The sequence below is a fragment of the Rhodococcus sp. 14-2483-1-2 genome (assembly GCF_002259405.1).
GTDB lineage: Bacteria > Actinomycetota > Actinomycetes > Mycobacteriales > Mycobacteriaceae > Rhodococcoides.
Genome location: NZ_NPFW01000022.1, coordinates 592,610 through 609,318 on the forward strand (window position 1 = coordinate 592,610; position 16,709 = coordinate 609,318).

Sequence of the window (16,709 nt, forward strand, 5' to 3'; positions counted from 1 at the left end):
TCAGGACTCGACGGTGACGATCACCGCGGCGGGTTCTTCGGTGGTGGTCACCGTGAACTCGGGTCGATCGGCCGCAACTCCGATGAAGGACTGTGAGATACCGCCGGGATCGGCCAGGAAATCGACCGAGGCGACAGCGGAATCAGCACCGCCTCGGACACGCTCGGGCCCGGCATACGGCGAGAATGTGTCGTCGGAGTCCGTCGACGTACCCGACAGGTCCACCTGCAACACGGATCTCCCCGGCACTGCCAGCGGTTCACTGGTGCCGTAGCGAATGGCCTCGTCCACATACCGGACCGTGAAGGACACCGGGCCGTTGCCTGCCAACCTGAATACGACCGTCGACGCCCCTTCGAGCACCACGTCGGTGACGCCGACCGGCGACCTGCTCGGGAACCGCGCACCGTCGAGACTCTCAGGGAGCTCCGGTACCACCGGCAGTACCGCAGTCGGCGCTTCGGTGGGCGTTCCCGGACCGGATAGAGGATCACCGACCACCAACGACCCCGTGACCGTGGTGTAGTTCGCGGCGGCCGGGACATCGTCGACCCGGCCGCTGCCGTCCGCGCCGGAGCAGCCCGCGAGCACACCGAACAGCAGTGATCCGACGACCGAGAGCGCGACTCGAGCTCTGCGGTAGCCGTCGTACATTGCGATACCGTACTGAAGAAACCGATCGGTTCGATAGTGCTGTCTCGACCCGATTCGGTCACGATTGCGCCGCCCTCCGATCCTGCTAGCGTCGGAGGGTATGGAGCCGAAGAGCTATTCGTCCGGTGAGCGTGTGTTCGGGCCGCCCAACGGGACTTTCGACGCGGACTGGGCTGCGACCGCATTGCGCTCGAACCGCCCCGAGTTGGACCATCCCACCTCGGTTCGCCTGGTCGAACAAGCCTGGGAGCTGCTCCGAACGCAGGGGCTGCGCGGAGATCGACTCACAGCCGCGCTGGACCTCGAGCCCGGTCTTGCCGCTGCCGTGTCGGCGGTCGCCACCGAGACTGCCGAGCTGTACCTGGATCCTCGGTAGCTCTCTCAGCTCGGACCGAACTGCGCGAATGCGAAACCGGCCACCAGCACCGCTGTACCGCCGATTTCGCCGACGATCAACGACACCATGAACAGGTGCGTCCCCCGGACGGGATTCACGAACTGGTTCTCGGTATCTCGACGAAACCCGTGCACGGTGTAGCTCACGATGGCAGCGACGAAGAACACCAGCACCACCGATGCGGCGATCAGATCCACCGTGACCGACCACGCGCTGAACTGTGCCAGCGCAGCGAGAACCAGGGCGGCGAACGAGTACATCAACGCTGCCCGATGAGCGATGTCGACATAACGATGCGCGGTGCCATCCGCCGACGTCGACATCTGGTGATACTTGACGACCCCCAACCCCAGTGCCCAGAGCAGCAGTAGACCGGCCACGAGGACGATCACCTTTGTGTCCGGCTCCAACTGCATGTCTCTCTCCCCCACTCGATCCCGCGCCGAAGGTATCACCGGCACCGGACTTGATACCGTTCCGCAATGCCGGCCGACCCCGTACTGTCCCAGAACGCATTCGGTCTCCGCTTCGACTGGGGCCTGTGTGGAGCCGACGCCATCGTCGACGGCGCAGCCATCGCCGTCGTCGTGGACGTCCTGTCGTTCACGACGACTCTGACGGTTGCTGTGGACGCGGGCATCGACGTCATCCCCAGTCGGTGGCGCGACGACCGGGCCACGCAGTTGGCCGAGCAGTTCGACGCGGTTCTCGCCGTGGGGCGGTCGGCCGCGTCACCGGGCCTGATCAGCTTGTGCCCGGCCACCGTACGGGCCGCGCCCGCCCCGGCACGGTTGGTGCTGCCGTCACCGAACGGGTCCACCATCGCCCACGATCTCGCGAGCACGGCCCCGCTGTGTGTGGGAGCGTCGCTGAGAAACGCATCCGCGGTAGCGCGGTGGATACGTGCCGACAACCGAAATGCCGTGACGACCGTCATAGCGGCCGGAGAACGGTGGCCGGACGGATCCCTCCGGCCTGCCGTCGAGGACCTGTGGGGCGCCGGTGCAATCATCGCCGCCCTCGTCGATGCCGGAGCTACCGATGCCTCCCCGGAGGCGAGAACGGCCGCGGCCGCGTGGCGAGCCGTCGAGCGAGACGTGGGCTCGGAGCTGCGGCAATGTGGCTCCGGTCGCGAACTGGCCGGGATGGGACACCCGGAAGACGTGGCCATTGCGGCCGAGGTCGATTCGAGCTCCTGCGTCCCGATTCTGCGCGACGGCATATTCGTCGACGCGACTCGGTCATGAGGCGACGGACGCTCGAAAACGACCCACGATGCCGACCCGACACGGCCGACCGTGTCCGATATTTGGATCGGAACCCCTAATCACGGATCATACGGTGGTGAGTACGGAACGAGTCGCCCCGAAGACCACCGTCGTTGTACCGACGTACAACGAACGTGAGAACCTCCCCAAGCTCGTCGAGCTGCTGGCCGGGTTGCAGGTGGAGGGGCTCGGTGTGTTGGTCGTCGACGACAATTCACCCGACGGCACCGGCGACGTCGCCGACAAGTTGGCCATCGACGGCCCCATCGACGTCAGCGTTCTGCACCGCACCGAGAAGAACGGGCTGGGACGCGCATACGTCGCAGGCATGACGCGAGCGCTCGACGAGGGTGCGGACATCGTCATTCAGATGGACGCCGATCTTTCGCACCCCACCGAGGTGATCCCGGCGATGATCGACAAGCTGAACGCCACCGACGCGGCCGTGGTGCTCGGATCGCGATACGTACCCGGCGGAGCGGTCGCCGCCGATTGGCCCTGGCACCGCAAGGCCCTTTCGGCGTGGGCGAACTTCTACGTCAACACGATCCTGCGCCTCGGAGTCAAGGATGCGACAGCGGGATTCAAGGCGTGGCACGCGCGCACCCTGCGCACCATCGACGTGGCCTCGGTCGAGAGCAACGGGTACGCATTCCAGGTGGAGATGAACTACCGAACGGTCAAGCACGGCCTCACTCTCGCCGAAGTGCCGATCACCTTCGAGGAGCGCAGCGAGGGCGAATCCAAGATGAGCCTGTCGGTTCAGCTCGAGTCGGCATTGGTGCCCTGGAAGTTGTTGCTGAACAAGAAGAAGCTCTGACCGAGGCGCGCCACGCCGTGATCACGGCGTGAAGCGTCGGAATCCGCCTTCGGCGCCGATGACCTGACCGGTGATCGAGCCCGAATCGGGCGAGAGCAACATCGCCACGACCGCTGCGGCCTCGTCCGGTGAGTTCCACCACGTTCGATCAGGGAATCGGCCACGGTCGGTGTGATCGCGGCGATGGCACCCTTGGTCACCGCATAGGGAATCTCGGTCGGCATCGGCCCCTCTCCCTGCCCGGACGTGAACAGCACGACGCGTCCACCGTCAGGATGATCGACGTACCGTTGCGCAAATTCCTGCACCAGAAGCAACGACGCGCGCACGTTCACCGCCCACGTCAGGTCGAGGTTCTCTGCCGTCAGAGAACCCAGTTCGCCCAGCTGTGATCGCGCATGGTTGATCACCAACGAGTCGACGGCACCGAACCTGGATTCGACAGCATCGAACAGGGCGGCAGGCGCTTCGACATCGGAGAGATCGATGTCCAGATGCCCGAGTCTGCTTGGCGCAGTGGACAACTCGGTGAGTACCTGCACTGCTCACGGCGTCCCCGCTCCCCACGGTTCGCTCACGTCGTAGGCATCGCATGATTGCGCGAAAACGCGGGCGCGCTCGTCCTGCTGCAACCTGCGGGTGATGGCATAGCCGATACCGAGACGTCGACCCACACCGGTGACGAGGACGGTACGCCCATCGCTGTTCATGCTGCATCCTTGACCGTGGCGGCATACACGTCGACGTATTCCTGACCCGACAGGGTGGACAACCCCGCCATCACCTCATCGGTGGCCGCACGCAGAATCGCCCTACTGTTCTCTCCCCCTGCATATCTCGTGAAGTCCAGCGGCTCGCCGACTGTCATGCGCACCTTCCCCGGGCGCCACATCCGCGAGCCGACCGGATTGACCGTGCGCGTTCCGTGCATCACCACCGGCACGACGGGGGCACCCGTCTCGATCGCGACTCTCGCAAGGCCGGTCTTGCCCTTGTACAGCCGGCCGTCGGGAGATCGCGTGCCCTCCGGGTACACCGCCCACACCTTCCCTTGTCGCAGAACGCTTTTCGCAGCGTCGAGCGCCGGAGCAGAAGCGTCCGCGCCGCGACGGTCGACGGGAACCTGACCTGTCGCGCTGTAGAACCAACGAAGCGCCGCGCCCTTGATTCCCCGGCCGGTGAAGTACTCGCTCTTCGCGATGAAGGTGACCCGGCGACGAACCATGAGGACGAGAAAGAACGAGTCGACGACGGTCAGGTGATTTCCAGCGACGATCACCGGTCCCGACGTCGGAAAATTTTCCATCCCGACCACCGTCGGCCGACCCAGAATGCGGAGGATCGGCCCGATCAGCACATATTTGAAGAGCAAGTACCACATCGATGAATCCTCTCGGCTGGACAACGTCACGGCCGAGAGTAGACAATGTCTACGTGCCTGACAACCTACGGACTCGACTGGTGGACGCAGGTGTCCGCCTGCTCGAAAGCGAAGGGCAGGGCGGGCTCACAATCAGAGCGGTCACGCGTGAAGCCGGCGTCTCACACGGCGCGCCGAGACGCTATTTTCCGACGTTGAGTGCGCTGTGCGCCGCCGTCGCTCGGGTCGGTCTCGTCGATATCGGGGTGGCTCTGGACCGCGCGACGCAGCAATCGACGTCGCCGCAGGAAGCATTGAATGCGATAGCGGACGCGTACGTGGACTTTGCGGCGCGGCGACCGGCGATGTTCGCCCTCATCTTCAGGCACGACCTACTCGAGGGCTCGGGCGAGAACCTGCGGCTCACCTCGCGTCCGTTGTTCGAGGCCTTGATCGCCGCGGTCGGTGCCGTCGCGCCGGAGAATCCACAGTTCACCGCCCTGCGACTGTGGACCTCCGTGCACGGAATAGCGGCGCTCAACTCCACCCACGCATTCGAGCCGGTCACCGACCTGTCGGCGGTGACGGAGTTGACCCGCCGCGCAGTGCGCGACGTGATCGCCGACGCTACCGAACCAGGGACTTGACCGACGCCGGCAGCTGGCGGACGTTCTTGTAGGGGCCGACCACCGCGGCACCGAAAGGACGGTCGAGCAACACGGCAGCGACCTCGCGTACCTCGTCGTTGCCGACGCTGTCGATCCTCGCCAACGTATCGGTGATGTCGCGGTGATTGCCGTAGTTCAGTTCACTGCGACCGATCCGGTTCATCCGAGAGCCCGAATCTTCGAGTCCCAGAACCAAACCGCCACGCAACGAACCCTTGGCCCGCGCACACTCCGCGTCGGTGATCCCCTCGGCGGCAACCTTGGCCAGCACTTCCCTGATCACCGTGGTCACTTCGCCCAAGTTCTCCGGCTGACAACCCGCGTAGACGGAGAAGGCACCACTGTCGGCAAACGTATCCACCGACGAGTACACCGAGTACGCCAGACCACGCTCTTCCCTGATCTCCTGGAACAGACGAGAACTGAGCCCGCCTCCCACTGCGGAGTTCAGCACGGACAACGCCCAGCGATGCCCTTCGTGTCGACCGAACGCCCGTACGCCCAGGCACAGATGCGCCTGCTCGCTGTCACGAGTGGTCAGGCTCAACGTGGGAGCATTGCGCAATCGCGCTGTGCCACCGCGTCGTTCGGCCGGCCGTGCGCCCTTGACCAGATGGCCGGAGAACGCTCGACGCACGAGAGAGACGATCTGCTTGTGATCGACGTTGCCCGCGACGGCAACGACCATGCGCTGCGGCGTGTAGCGGCGAACGTGGAACGAGTGCAATTGCGCACGGGTCATCGACTCGATGGATTCGACGGAACCGATGATCGGGCGTCCGATCGGATGATCGCCGAACATGGCTTCCAGGAAGGCATCTCCGAGCAGATCCTCGGGATCGTCGTCGCGCATGGAGATCTCTTCGAGGACCACCTGTCGCTCGACGTCGACATCTGCCGAGCGGCACCGGCCACGAAGCACCACATCGCTGACGAGATCGATGGCGAGCGCCACGTCCTCGTCGAGCACGTGCGCGTAGAAGCAGGTGCTCTCCTTCGAGGTGAACGCGTTCAGCTCTCCCCCGACACCGTCCATCACCTGGGCGATCTCGAGCGCGCTGCGCGTAGGAGTCGACTTGAACAGCAGATGTTCGAGGAAGTGTGCGGCACCGGCAACACTGGGTTGCTCGTCCCGTGAACCGACCCCGACCCACACGCCGACCGAAGCCGAGCGAACGCCGGGCACGAACTCGGTGACGATCCGAAGACCGCCGGGCAGAGTGGTGCGTTGCACGCCCGTGTCGATGCCGGTGCTCTCTGGAACGGCCGAACGGTACGTCCCGAGGGGACGTACCGTTCGGCTCGGTTGCTTCTTACTCAGCGCTGGCCTCGGCGGGAGCCTCGGGAGCGTCGGCGGGAGCAGCAGCGTTGTCGTCTTCGACGGGAACGAGGCTGATCTTGCCGCGGTTGTCGATATCGGCGATCTCGACGCGCAACTTGGATCCGACGCTGACGACGTCCTCCACCTTGTTGATGCGCTTGCCGTTACCGAGCTTGGAGATGTGCACCAGTCCGTCGCGGCCCGGGAGCAGCGAGACGAATGCACCGAAAGCCGTTGTCTTGACAACGGTTCCGAGGAATCGCTCGCCGACCTTCGGCAGCTGCGGGTTGGCGATGGCGTTGATCATGTCGATCGCGGCCTGTGCGGACGGGCCGTCCGCTGCACCGACGTAGACAGTGCCGTCATCTTCGATCGAGATGTTGGCACCGGTCTGCTCGGTGATGGAGTTGATCATCTTGCCCTTGGGCCCGATGACCTCGCCGATCTTGTCGACCGGCACCTTGATCGCGGTGACGCGAGGTGCGTACGGGCTCATCTCGTCCGGGGTGTCGATGGCCTCGGCCATGACCTCGAGGATCGTCGTGCGAGCATCCTTGGCCTGCGACAGCGCGCCGGCGAGCACCTTGGAGGGGATGCCGTCGAGCTTGGTGTCGAGCTGCAGCGCCGTGACGAAGTCCTTGGTTCCGGCGACCTTGAAGTCCATGTCGCCGAACGCGTCCTCGGCACCGAGGATGTCGGTGAGTGCGACGTAACGGGTCTCGCCGTCGACCTCGTCGGACACGAGGCCCATCGCGATACCGGCAACCGGGGCACGCAGCGGCACACCGGCATTGAGCAGCGACAGAGTCGATGCGCAGACCGAGCCCATCGAGGTCGAGCCGTTGGAGCTCAGTGCCTCGGAGACCTGACGGATGGCGTACGGGAACTCGGCCTGGCTCGGCAGCACCGGCAGCAGGGCGCGCTCGGCGAGTGCGCCGTGCCCGATCTCGCGACGCTTCGGCGAACCGACGCGGCCGGTCTCACCGGTGGAGTACGGCGGGAAGTTGTAATGGTGCATGTAGCGCTTGGACGTCTCGGGCCCGAGCGAGTCGACCTGCTGCGCCATCTTGACCATGTCGAGGGTGGTGACGCCCAGGATCTGGGTCTCGCCGCGCTCGAACAGGGCCGATCCGTGGGTACGCGGGATGATCGCGACCTCGGCGGACAGCGACCGGATGTCGGTGATGCCACGGCCGTCGATGCGGAAGTGATCGGTGAGGATGCGCTGGCGAACCGACTTCTTGGTCAGTGCGCGGAATGCGGCACCGATCTCCTTCTCGCGGCCGGCGAAGCTGTCTCCGACCGACGTGAGGACCTGAGCCTTGACCTCGTCGAGCTTGCTCTCACGCTCGGCCTTGCCTGCGATGGTCAGTGCCTCGTTCAGCGGGATCTTCGCGGCGTTCTCGACGGCCTCGAAGACGTCCGACTGGTACGCCGGGAAGACCGGGTAGTCGCCGGTCGGCTTGGCGGCCTTGGACGCGAGCTCCTGCTGTGCGGTGCACAGGGCTGCGATGAACGGCTTCGAAGCCTCGAGGCCCTCGGCTACGACCGACTCGTTGGGGGCGGTTGCACCACCCTCGATGAGCTCGATGACGTTCTCGGTGGCCTCGGCTTCGACCATCATGATCGCGACGTCTGCGTCGGCACCGGAGCCGGAGACGATGCGGCCGGCGACGACCATGTTGAACACGGCCTTCTCGAGCTGCTCGTTGGTCGGGAACGCGACCCACTGCTTGTCGATCAGTGCGACGCGGACGCCGCCGATCGGGCCGGAGAACGGCAGTCCGGCGATCTGCGTCGAGGCCGATGCCGCGTTGATCGCGACGACGTCGTACAGATCGGCCGGGTTGAGGCTCATCACCGTGATGACGACCTGGATCTCGTTGCGCAGTCCGTCGACGAACGTCGGACGCAACGGCCGGTCGATCAGGCGGCAGGTGAGGATGGCGTCGGTGGACGGACGGCCCTCGCGGCGGAAGAACGATCCGGGGATACGGCCCGCGGCGTACATGCGCTCTTCGACGTCGACCGTCAGCGGGAAGAAATCGAATCCCTCACGGGGGTGCTTGCCTGCGGTCGTTGCCGACAGCAGCATGGTGTCCTCGTCGAGGTACGCGGCGACTGCGCCTGCGGCCTGCTGTGCGAGGCGGCCGGTCTCGAAGCGGATGGTCCGCTTGCCGAACGTGCCGTTGTCGATGATCGCAGTTGCTTCGTAGACGCCTTCTTCGACGTCCACGGTCGTTGTCTCTGTCATAGGTTCTCTTCTCGTCCTCTCGTCTTTGCCGTGCCCGCGCGGACACACCACGAGCCCTCCTGGCTGTGGCGGCATACCTGTGCCGTCCATCCGACGAGAGCTTCTCTCGGGACGCGGCTGCGCGGAGGCGGCCATCGATCGAAGCCCATCGGATCTCGTATCCGAAAGGCCACTACCGAAGACCGTCACCACGGCGTGACAGGCATACACGGCGGTGTGCGGATGCCGTGCATCCGCTTTCTCGTGCTGACGTAACTGTTCTTGCGTACAAACACAGATAGCCAACGAGGAACAGTCTAAGCACTGCCTCGTTGGCTACTGCACTATTGCTGCGAGTCGGGTGCGCACCGGCGCGTCGAACCATGCATCGGTGACATCCTCGCGTCGATGCGAATTATCGACGCAGACCCAGACGCTCGATGAGCGAGCGGTAGCGGGTGACGTCGACCTTCGCGATGTACTTGAGCAGGCGACGACGACGTCCGACCAGCAGCAGCAGGCCGCGGCGGGAGTGGTGGTCGTGCTTGTGCATCTTGAGGTGCTCGGTCAAGTCGACGATGCGCTTGGTGAGCATTGCAACCTGCGCCTCGGGCGAGCCCGTGTCGGTGGGATGCAAGCCGTACTCGCCGAGAACGGCCTTCTTCTGTTCGGTGGTCAATGCCACTGGTACTACTCCTGATCAATGACGTCCGCGTGAAAGGAAGCAACGCACCCTGTGGTCGAGACCACGGAATCGAAGCCGGTACAGCCGCCACGGACCGCAGCGAGCACCGAGGGGCCAGCCTATCAGGCCGTGCTCGCCGCCAGAATCGAGCGGGCCCGCTCGGCGTCGCGCCCCATTTCCTCCACGAGTGCTTCCATCGAGTCGAACTTCTCCATGCCGCGCAGTCGGTCGACGAAGTCGACTGCCACATGCTGCCCGTACAGGTCGGCCTCACCGTCGAGGACAAACGCCTCGACGGTTCTGGTGCGACCCGAGAACGTGGGATTGGTGCCCACCGACACAGCAGCCGGATGCCGCTCCCCCGGAGTGACCGTCCCCATGATCGGACCCGGCCCGAGCACGGTGAACCATGCCGCGTACACACCGTCGGCAGGGATGGCCGAGTACATGGGCGGCGCGACATTGGCAGTGGGATAACCCATTTGGCGACCTCGACCGTCTCCGTGCACAACGACACCCTCGACACGGTGCGGTCGCCCGAGCGCGGCGGTGGCCGCAGCGACGTCACCTGCGTCCACGCACGATCTGATGTACGTCGAGGAGAACGTCACGGCATGCTCGGCGAGCAGGTTGACCCCGTCGACTGCGAATCCGGACCGCTCGCCGATCTTGCGCAGCATGGGCACGGTGCCGAGCGCCTTCTTCCCGTAGGTGAAGTTCTCGCCGACGACGACCTCGGCGACGTGCAGGCGTTCGATCAGGATCTCGTGCACGTATCGCTCGGGAGTGAGCTTCATCAGCTCGGGCGTGAACGGCATCACGCAGAAGACGTCGATTCCCAGTTCCTCGGCAAGTTCGGCTCGCCTCGTCAGTGTCGTCAACTGAGCAGGATGGCTCCCCGGCCGCACGACCTCCATCGGATGGGGATCGAACGTCATGAGCACGCTGGGAACGCCGCGCTTCTTCGCAGCGGCCACCGCTCTCCCGATCAGTTGTGCGTGTCCGCGATGAACGCCGTCGAAGACGCCGATCGTGAGCACGCACCGACCCCAGTCGGCAGGTACATCGTCGAGACCTCGCCATCTCTGCACACCGCGAAGCCTACGGCCCGACGGCCGCTCGGTCACTCTCGGCCAGGCGTGTCGCGCGCGGCAGGTATGGACAAAAAGGTATCCCCACGGTAAATGTTTCGGGGTGCCTAACTTATTTCTTCGCCAGCGCGGATCTCGCGCCCGGCGGATTCTCGCGAGCTGGGCCGTGGTGGGACTACTGGTAGCAGCGTCGACCGGCTGCGCGCGGGCTGTCGGAGAGGACGATCCGACTGTGCTCGACGACGGCAGACCCCTGGTTCTGACGACCTTCACCGTCCTCGCCGACATGGCAGCCAATGTCGCCGGTGACCACCTTCGAGTGGAATCGATCACAAAAGCCGGAGCCGAGATCCACGGCTACGAGCCGACACCCGGAGACCTACGCACGGCAGAGCAGGCCGAGTTGATCCTGGACAACGGGCTGGGGCTGGAGGCCTGGTTCGAGAAGTTCGTCGAGCGCATCCCCGCACCGCACGCCGTGGTGAGTGCAAACGTGGACCCGATCTACATCCGTGACGACGCCTACGCGGGGAAAGCGAACCCCCATGCGTGGATGTCCCCCGTCGTGGCCGAGACGTACGTGGAGAACATCGCCGACGCGTTCGTCGCCCTGGACCCCGCCAACACCGACGACTATCGAGCGAACGCAACCGCGTACATCGGACAACTCCGCGAGGTCGGAGCCGAACTGGCCACAGATCTCTCCGGACTGCCCGCTCGTCAACGTGCGCTCGTCACCTGCGAAGGCGCATTCGGTTATCTGGCCCGCGACTTCGACCTGCAGGAGGCCTACCTGTGGCCGGTCAACGCCGAGCAGGAGGGAACTCCCAAGCAAGTGGTACGCACCATCGATTTCGTTCGTGACAACGACGTGCCCGCCGTGTTCTGCGAGTCGACCGTCTCGGACAAGGCCCAGCTCCAGGTCGCCGAGGACACCGGAGCTCGGTTCGGCGGACAGCTCTACGTCGATTCACTGAGCGATGCGGCCGGACCCGTCCCCACGTACCTGGATCTACTGCGCTACGACGCACGGTTGATCGCCGACGCACTGGTAGGAGAACGATGACCCGGAAGACTGGGACCCAGCACCACAGGCCCCCGCACGAGAACGGGGCGGCGCTGACGGTCGATACCGTCAATGTCCGATACCGCGATGTCGTGGCCCTCACCGATGCCAGCCTGACCCTCGCACCCGGCCGGGTGTGCGGGTTGGTCGGCATGAACGGATCGGGCAAGTCGACGCTGTTCAAGGCCGTCATGGGAGTGGTCAAGCCCAACTCCGGCTCGATCACCGTGTTCGGCGGCGACCCGGCCCAGGCGCGTAAGGCCGGCACGGTCAGCTACGTGCCCCAGGCGGAATCCGTCGACTGGACATTCCCGATCAGCGTGCGCGACGTGGTCATGATGGGCCGATACGGGAAGCAGAATTTTCTCCGCACTCCACGGGCAGCCGATCGACTGGCCGTCGACGAGGCTCTGCAGCGCGTCGACCTCGCCGAACTCGCGAACCGACAGATCGGCCAGCTCTCCGGCGGTCAACGCAAGCGCGCGTTCGTCGCTCGCGCCATCGCCCAGGAGGCGTCACTGCTGTTGCTCGACGAGCCCTTCGCCGGTGTGGACAAGAAGACCGAAGCCACCATCACCCGCCTGCTCCGCGAACTCGCAGCACACGGCGCGTCGGTTCTCGTGTCCACGCACGATCTCCATGCCCTACCGGAGCTGTGCGACGAGGCGATCCTGCTGCAGCAACGGGTGCTCATGCACGGCAGTCCAGCCGAAGTACTGCGCCCGGAGAACCTGGCGCTGGCCTTCGGTATCGACCCGTCGAAGGTCGACCAACTCGGTGCGGGCACCCGAACTCCGGCCACCCGAACCACAGAAGCGAGCTGAACCGTGTATCTGATCGATTTTCTGGTGGACCCACTCGAATACACCTTCATGCAGCGAGCCCTCCTGGTGACCGTCACCGCCTCGATCGTGTGCGCGGTCCTGAGCTGCTGGCTCGTCCTCATCGGGTGGTCGTTGATGGGCGACGCCGTCTCGCACGCAGTTCTTCCAGGCGTCGCGCTGTCGTACCTGTTCGGGGCACCGTTCGCGATCGGTGCGCTGCTATTCGCCCTCATCGCGGTCGGTGCCATCGGAGTGGTCCGCAACACCACCATCGTCAAGGAGGACGCCGCGATCGGCGTCGTCTTCACCACCTTGTTCGCGCTCGGCGTCGTCCTGATCTCCAAGTTTCCGAGTCAGATCGACCTCAACCACATCCTGTTCGGCAATCTGCTCGGAGTCTCGCAGGCCGACATGGTCCAGGTGTTCGTCCTCGGCGGCATCGCGCTGGTGGCCATGATCGTCAAGCGTCGCGACTTCACTCTCTTCGCCTTCGACCGCACCCAGGCCCGCGCCGTCGGCATCAATCCGACGGTGATCTCGGCCGTGATGCTGACTCTGCTCGCCCTGACGACCGTCGTCGCGCTCCAGGCCGTCGGCGTCATCCTCGTGGTGGCGATGCTCATCACTCCCGGTGCGTCCGCCTATCTGCTCACGCACAGCTTCGGCCGCATGCTCGTGCTGGCACCGATCGTCTCGGTGGGTTGCGCGCTGGTGGGGATCTACGCCAGCTTCTACCTCGACGTGTCCTCCGGCGGCAGCGTGGTGCTCACCCAGGGCCTGGTCTTCGTCCTTGCCTACCTCTTCAGCCCGTCACAGGGCATCGTCATTCGCGCCCTTCGGCAACGCGGACAGGTGCCGGCTCCGGCCGGGTGAGGTGTCTTTTTCCATTGGATTGCCTAAGCTCGGCGACGTGGCGCAACAAAAAACCGATCCCGCACCGGCCGACGAGGGCGTCCAGCTGTCCGCGGTTGCGCAGGACTACCTCAAGGTCATCTGGACGGCCAGCGAATGGAGCGAGGACTCCGTCAGCACCAAGATGCTCTCCGAACGCATCGGCGTCTCCGCCTCGACGGTGTCCGAGGCGATTCGCAAGCTCGCCGACCAGGGCATGGTCGACCACGCCCGCTACGGGGCCATCTCACTGACCGAGAAGGGTCGCCTGGCTGCCATAGGCATGGTGCGTCGGCACCGACTGATCGAGACCTATCTGGTCCGCGAACTGGGTTACGGCTGGGACGAAGTGCACGACGAGGCGGAGATCCTCGAACACGCCGTCTCGGATCTGATGATGGATCGAATCGACGCCAAATTGGGCCACCCCGAACGCGATCCGCACGGCGACCCGATTCCGTCGGTCGACGGTGCGATCGAGACCCCGACCGCGACCCGCCTGAGCGAGTACCTCGACGGACAATCCGGCCGAGTCGCCAGAATTTCCGACTCCGACCCGGCGATGCTCCGCTACTTCGATTCCGTCGGAATCACGCTGGATCTGCCGATCACCGTGGTCGAACGACGCGACTACGCCGGCACCGTCGCCATCGAGCTGGCCCGCACCGACGCCACCGATTCCATCGACCTCGGCCACCGCGCCGCCGAGGCGATCTGGATGGTTCCGGCTACCTGATCGCCGGGATCGCGTCAGTGCCCTCGCAAGGTCGCGGGCCGCACGACCATGACCGAACTGGCGCGCTTGCCCTTCTCCTGGAGCAGCGCAATGGTGTGACCGGTGGGATCGACCGCCGCGTACACCCCGTCGATCCCGACCGGATCCAGCCACCGTCCCTGGCTCAACGATTCCGCTTCACCCGCGTCGATCTGCCGGTGCGGAAAGGCCGTTCGCGCCGCCTGGTCGATGTCCAGGCTCACGGCCGGATCCTCGGCCAGATCTTCGAGTGTCCGGGCATGCTCGAGGGTGAAGGGTCCGACACGAGTGCGGCGCAGCACGGTCAGATGGCCGCCGACGCCGAGCGCCACGCCGAGGTCCCGAGCCAGGGCTCGCACGTACGTCCCCGACGTGCAGTCCACCTCGACATCGAGGTCGACGAACGCGGATTCGTTCTCCACCACATCGCGCCTGGCCGTCACGTCGAATCGGGTGACGCTGACCTTGCGGGCGGCGAGTGTGAACTCCTCACCTGCGCGGGACAATTTGTGGGCACGTTGCCCGTCGACCTTGATGGCGCTGACACTGGCGGGCACTTGCTCGATATCGCCGGTCAGGGCGGCGATCGCGGTCGAGATCTCGGGGTCGGAGACATGCGCGGCCGAGACATCGGCCAGAACGTCACCCTCGGCGTCGTCGGTCGTCGTGCTCCGGCCGAGCCGGATGGTTGCGGTGTACGACTTGGTGGTCAGCGAGAGCAATCCGAGCATCTTGGTCGCACGCTCCACGCCGAGCACGAGCACGCCGGTCGCCATGGGATCCAGAGTCCCCGCATGGCCGACCTTTCTGGTGCGCAACAGTTTTCGGCACGACGCCACCACATCGTGGCTCGTCACTCCCGGCCCCTTGTCGACCACAAGCAGGCCGGCACCGACGAGACCGGACGAAATCTTTTCGCGAGCACTCACGAGAGAGCATTGTGCCAGGCTCGCGGAACGGGTCGTCACATCACCGAGATCGCGGTCATCACCAGGCCTCCCGCAACCATCCATCGACCGTCGAAGGCCCGCAACGGCGGTCCGGACACCGTGTCTCCTGGCACCAGCAGCTCGGAATGGAACGTTCCGGAAATGTCGTCACCGGAGCCGGTGCGTTCGAAGGTGATGTGTGCGTCCTCGAAGCCGAGCCAGCGTCCCGTCAACGGCTCCCAGGCCTTGTACGTCGCTTCCTTGGCGCAGAACAAGACTCGATCCCAGTGCACGTCTTCACGGCCCACGGTCGCGAGCCACTCGCGTTCGGCCTCCAGGCTCACTGCCCCGAGTACTCCATCGGGCAAGGGCCCGTGCGGCTCCGCGTCGATTCCCACCGAACGCACCTGCATCGAATAGGCCAACACCGCACCGCGATAGCCGTCGCAGTGCGTCAACGATCCGACCACACCCTTCGGCCACTGCGGGGCACCGGACTTACCGCGCATGATCGGTGCCGGCTCCACACCCAGCTTCTCCATCGCCACCCGCGCGCAGTGTCGAGCCGAGGTGAACTCACGCTTGCGCTTGTCCACCGCCTTGGCCACCAGCGGGGCTTCGAGCGGATGCGGCGTCAGACCCGGTGGGTCCGCGAACAATTCGGCCGAGACGACGCCGTTGGGAAGTATGTATTCGATCACTTGCCTGCCCTCATCTTCTCTACCTCTGCCTCCATCTCGGGCGTCACCGTGAAGTGCCCGCCCCACTTGTTCAACGCGCCCGGCGGGTACTCGGGGACCGGAAGAATTTGGCGCAGAACGTTCTTCGGCAGGCCGCGGCGCTGCCATTCACGCGGGTAGCCCACCGACACCTCCTCGAAGCGAACGCCGTCGTAATAGGTCGTCCGCGGGATGTGCAGGTGCCCGTACACCGAGCAGATCGCGTTGTACCGCGTGTGCCAATCCGCCGTCAGAGTGGACCCGCACCACAGCGCGAACTCCGGGTAGAACAGCACCTCGGTGGGCTGCCGGACCATCGGGAAGTGGTTGATCAACACGGTCGGAACGGAGGTGTCCAACGCATCGAGACGCTCCCGGGTGGCGTCGATCCGCGCGTGGCACCAGGCATCTCGCGTCGCGTACGGCTGCGAGGACAGCAGGAATTCGTCGGTGGCAACGACGTTCTTCTCGCGTGCGATCGCCAGTCCGTGTTCCTTGTCTCTCGCTCCCTGCGGCAGGAACGTGTAGTCGTAGAGCAGGAACATCGGCACGATCGTGGCCGGGCCTCCCTCCCCCTCCCACCGCAGATACGGGTCCTCCGGGGTGACGACGTCGATCTCGCGGCACAGGTTCACCAGGTACTCGTATCGAGCAGCACCGTGGATCTGCACGGGATCCTTCACCGTCGTCCACAGCTCGTGGTTTCCGGGAACCCAGATGACTTTCGCGAAACGGCTACGGAGCAGTTCGAGCGCCCACTTGATGTCGTCGGTCTTCTCCGACACGTCACCGGCGACGATCAGCCAGTCGTCGGGCGATTCGGGAAAGATGTCCTCGGTCACGGGCCGGTTGCCCCGATGTCCGACGTGAATGTCGCTCACTGCCCACAGCTTCGCTGCCACTGAAAATTCCTTCCGATGCGCTCGGCCGCCGGCGTCGAATCGCCAGAACCGTCCGAGAACGTACCAACGTCCAATACTCCATGCAGATTCCGCGACGTATCCGGGCGGGGTGAAGTGGCACCGAGGT

At 65.1% G+C, this 16,709-nt stretch carries 20 protein-coding genes; 8 read left to right on the forward strand and 12 right to left on the reverse strand.

All coding sequences use genetic code 11. From position 1 onward, the window contains the following. Entirely contained in the window at window positions 1–654 is a 654-nt protein-coding gene (locus tag CH295_RS23765) for an AMIN-like domain-containing (lipo)protein (RefSeq protein ID WP_094742053.1), read from the reverse strand. 100 nt (window positions 655–754) lie between these two features. On the opposite strand from CH295_RS23765, the gene CH295_RS23770 reads away from it, so the two are divergent. After that, entirely contained in the window at window positions 755–1,030 is a 276-nt protein-coding gene (locus CH295_RS23770) for a hypothetical protein (protein WP_037189568.1), read from the forward strand. Window positions 1,031–1,035: 5 nt separating this feature from the next. Here CH295_RS23770 and CH295_RS23775 read toward each other — a convergent pair whose 3' ends face one another. Continuing rightward, window positions 1,036–1,467: a hypothetical protein gene (locus tag CH295_RS23775; protein WP_037189569.1), complete on the reverse strand. Its 432-nt coding sequence runs from the start codon at window positions 1,465–1,467 to the stop codon at window positions 1,036–1,038. Window positions 1,468–1,533: 66 nt separating this feature from the next. Here CH295_RS23775 and CH295_RS23780 point away from each other — a divergent pair, with 66 nt between their 5' ends. Together CH295_RS23780 and CH295_RS23785 are read left to right on the forward strand one after the other, a co-directional pair. Next, window positions 1,534–2,298 (forward strand): 2-phosphosulfolactate phosphatase, encoded by a 765-nt coding sequence (locus CH295_RS23780; protein WP_094742054.1) that lies wholly within the window; start codon window positions 1,534–1,536, stop codon window positions 2,296–2,298. A gap of 97 nt (window positions 2,299–2,395) precedes the next feature. Beyond that, window positions 2,396–3,139, forward strand: coding sequence for a polyprenol monophosphomannose synthase (locus CH295_RS23785; RefSeq protein WP_094742055.1), 744 nt, complete (start codon window positions 2,396–2,398; stop codon window positions 3,137–3,139). On the opposite strand, the gene CH295_RS23790 is transcribed toward CH295_RS23785, so the two are convergent. From CH295_RS23790 to CH295_RS23795, 3 genes are read right to left on the reverse strand one after another with little or no spacing between them, the layout of a single operon-like run. After that, a complete protein-coding gene (locus CH295_RS23790) occupies window positions 3,082–3,681 on the reverse strand; it encodes an SDR family NAD(P)-dependent oxidoreductase (RefSeq protein ID WP_212556203.1) in 600 nt (199 codons plus the stop codon). The two genes, CH295_RS23785 and CH295_RS23790, sit on opposite strands and share 58 nt — an antisense overlap. Window positions 3,682–3,684: 3 nt before the next feature. After that, on the reverse strand, window positions 3,685–3,849 hold the full coding sequence (locus tag CH295_RS28150) for a hypothetical protein (protein WP_212556204.1): 165 nt from the start codon (window positions 3,847–3,849) through the stop codon (window positions 3,685–3,687). Continuing rightward, on the reverse strand, window positions 3,846–4,520 hold the full coding sequence (locus tag CH295_RS23795) for a lysophospholipid acyltransferase family protein (RefSeq protein ID WP_094742056.1): 675 nt from the start codon (window positions 4,518–4,520) through the stop codon (window positions 3,846–3,848). Before CH295_RS23795 ends, CH295_RS28150 begins: the two co-directional genes overlap by 4 nt. 53 nt (window positions 4,521–4,573) lie before the next feature. Here CH295_RS23795 and CH295_RS23800 point away from each other — a divergent pair, with 53 nt between their 5' ends. Continuing rightward, window positions 4,574–5,146, forward strand: coding sequence for a TetR/AcrR family transcriptional regulator (locus CH295_RS23800; protein WP_252342155.1), 573 nt, complete (start codon window positions 4,574–4,576; stop codon window positions 5,144–5,146). Here CH295_RS23800 and CH295_RS23805 read toward each other — a convergent pair. From CH295_RS23805 to CH295_RS23820, 4 genes are all read right to left on the reverse strand, one after another. Continuing rightward, window positions 5,127–6,413, reverse strand: coding sequence for a M16 family metallopeptidase (locus CH295_RS23805; protein WP_052047575.1), 1,287 nt, complete (start codon window positions 6,411–6,413; stop codon window positions 5,127–5,129). The genes CH295_RS23800 and CH295_RS23805 overlap by 20 nt on opposite strands. A gap of 67 nt (window positions 6,414–6,480) precedes the next feature. Beyond that, entirely contained in the window at window positions 6,481–8,742 is a 2,262-nt protein-coding gene (locus CH295_RS23810) for a polyribonucleotide nucleotidyltransferase (RefSeq protein WP_037189574.1), read from the reverse strand. Window positions 8,743–9,136: 394 nt separating this feature from the next. Next, window positions 9,137–9,406 carry a 30S ribosomal protein S15 gene (gene rpsO, locus CH295_RS23815; RefSeq protein ID WP_027496764.1) on the reverse strand — a complete coding sequence of 90 codons (270 nt, stop codon included), beginning with the start codon at window positions 9,404–9,406 and terminating at the stop codon, window positions 9,137–9,139. Window positions 9,407–9,528: 122 nt separating this feature from the next. Then, window positions 9,529–10,497 carry a bifunctional riboflavin kinase/FAD synthetase gene (locus CH295_RS23820; protein WP_170946035.1) on the reverse strand — a complete coding sequence of 323 codons (969 nt, stop codon included), beginning with the start codon at window positions 10,495–10,497 and terminating at the stop codon, window positions 9,529–9,531. Window positions 10,498–10,600: 103 nt separating this feature from the next. Between CH295_RS23820 and CH295_RS23825 the strand changes: the two genes are divergently transcribed. The 4 genes from CH295_RS23825 to CH295_RS23840 are packed head-to-tail and all read left to right on the forward strand — an operon-like array spanning window position 10,601 to window position 14,014. Next, complete coding sequence (locus CH295_RS23825) at window positions 10,601–11,563, forward strand: metal ABC transporter substrate-binding protein (RefSeq protein WP_502694529.1); 963 nt, start codon at window positions 10,601–10,603, stop codon at window positions 11,561–11,563. Beyond that, window positions 11,560–12,387: a metal ABC transporter ATP-binding protein gene (locus tag CH295_RS23830; RefSeq protein ID WP_094742058.1), complete on the forward strand. Its 828-nt coding sequence runs from the start codon at window positions 11,560–11,562 to the stop codon at window positions 12,385–12,387. The genes CH295_RS23825 and CH295_RS23830 overlap by 4 nt, the downstream gene beginning before the upstream one ends. A 3-nt stretch (window positions 12,388–12,390) precedes the next feature. Continuing rightward, complete coding sequence (locus tag CH295_RS23835; RefSeq protein ID WP_094742059.1) at window positions 12,391–13,260, forward strand: metal ABC transporter permease; 870 nt, start codon at window positions 12,391–12,393, stop codon at window positions 13,258–13,260. Between the two features lie 37 nt (window positions 13,261–13,297). Next, a complete protein-coding gene (locus CH295_RS23840) occupies window positions 13,298–14,014 on the forward strand; it encodes a metal-dependent transcriptional regulator (RefSeq protein WP_094742060.1) in 717 nt (238 codons plus the stop codon). 14 nt (window positions 14,015–14,028) lie between these two features. On the opposite strand, the gene truB is transcribed toward CH295_RS23840, so the two are convergent. The 3 genes from truB to CH295_RS23855 are packed head-to-tail and all read right to left on the reverse strand — an operon-like array spanning window position 14,029 to window position 16,582. Further along, window positions 14,029–14,961, reverse strand: a complete 933-nt coding sequence (gene truB, locus CH295_RS23845) for a tRNA pseudouridine(55) synthase TruB (protein WP_094742211.1) — start codon at window positions 14,959–14,961, stop codon at window positions 14,029–14,031. Between the two features lie 35 nt (window positions 14,962–14,996). Further along, entirely contained in the window at window positions 14,997–15,662 is a 666-nt protein-coding gene (locus CH295_RS23850) for a 4'-phosphopantetheinyl transferase family protein (RefSeq protein WP_037189580.1), read from the reverse strand. Next, on the reverse strand, window positions 15,659–16,582 hold the full coding sequence (locus CH295_RS23855; protein ID WP_032397841.1) for a metallophosphoesterase family protein: 924 nt from the start codon (window positions 16,580–16,582) through the stop codon (window positions 15,659–15,661). The genes CH295_RS23850 and CH295_RS23855 overlap by 4 nt, the downstream gene beginning before the upstream one ends. Between the last annotated feature and the right edge of the window lie 127 nt (window positions 16,583–16,709).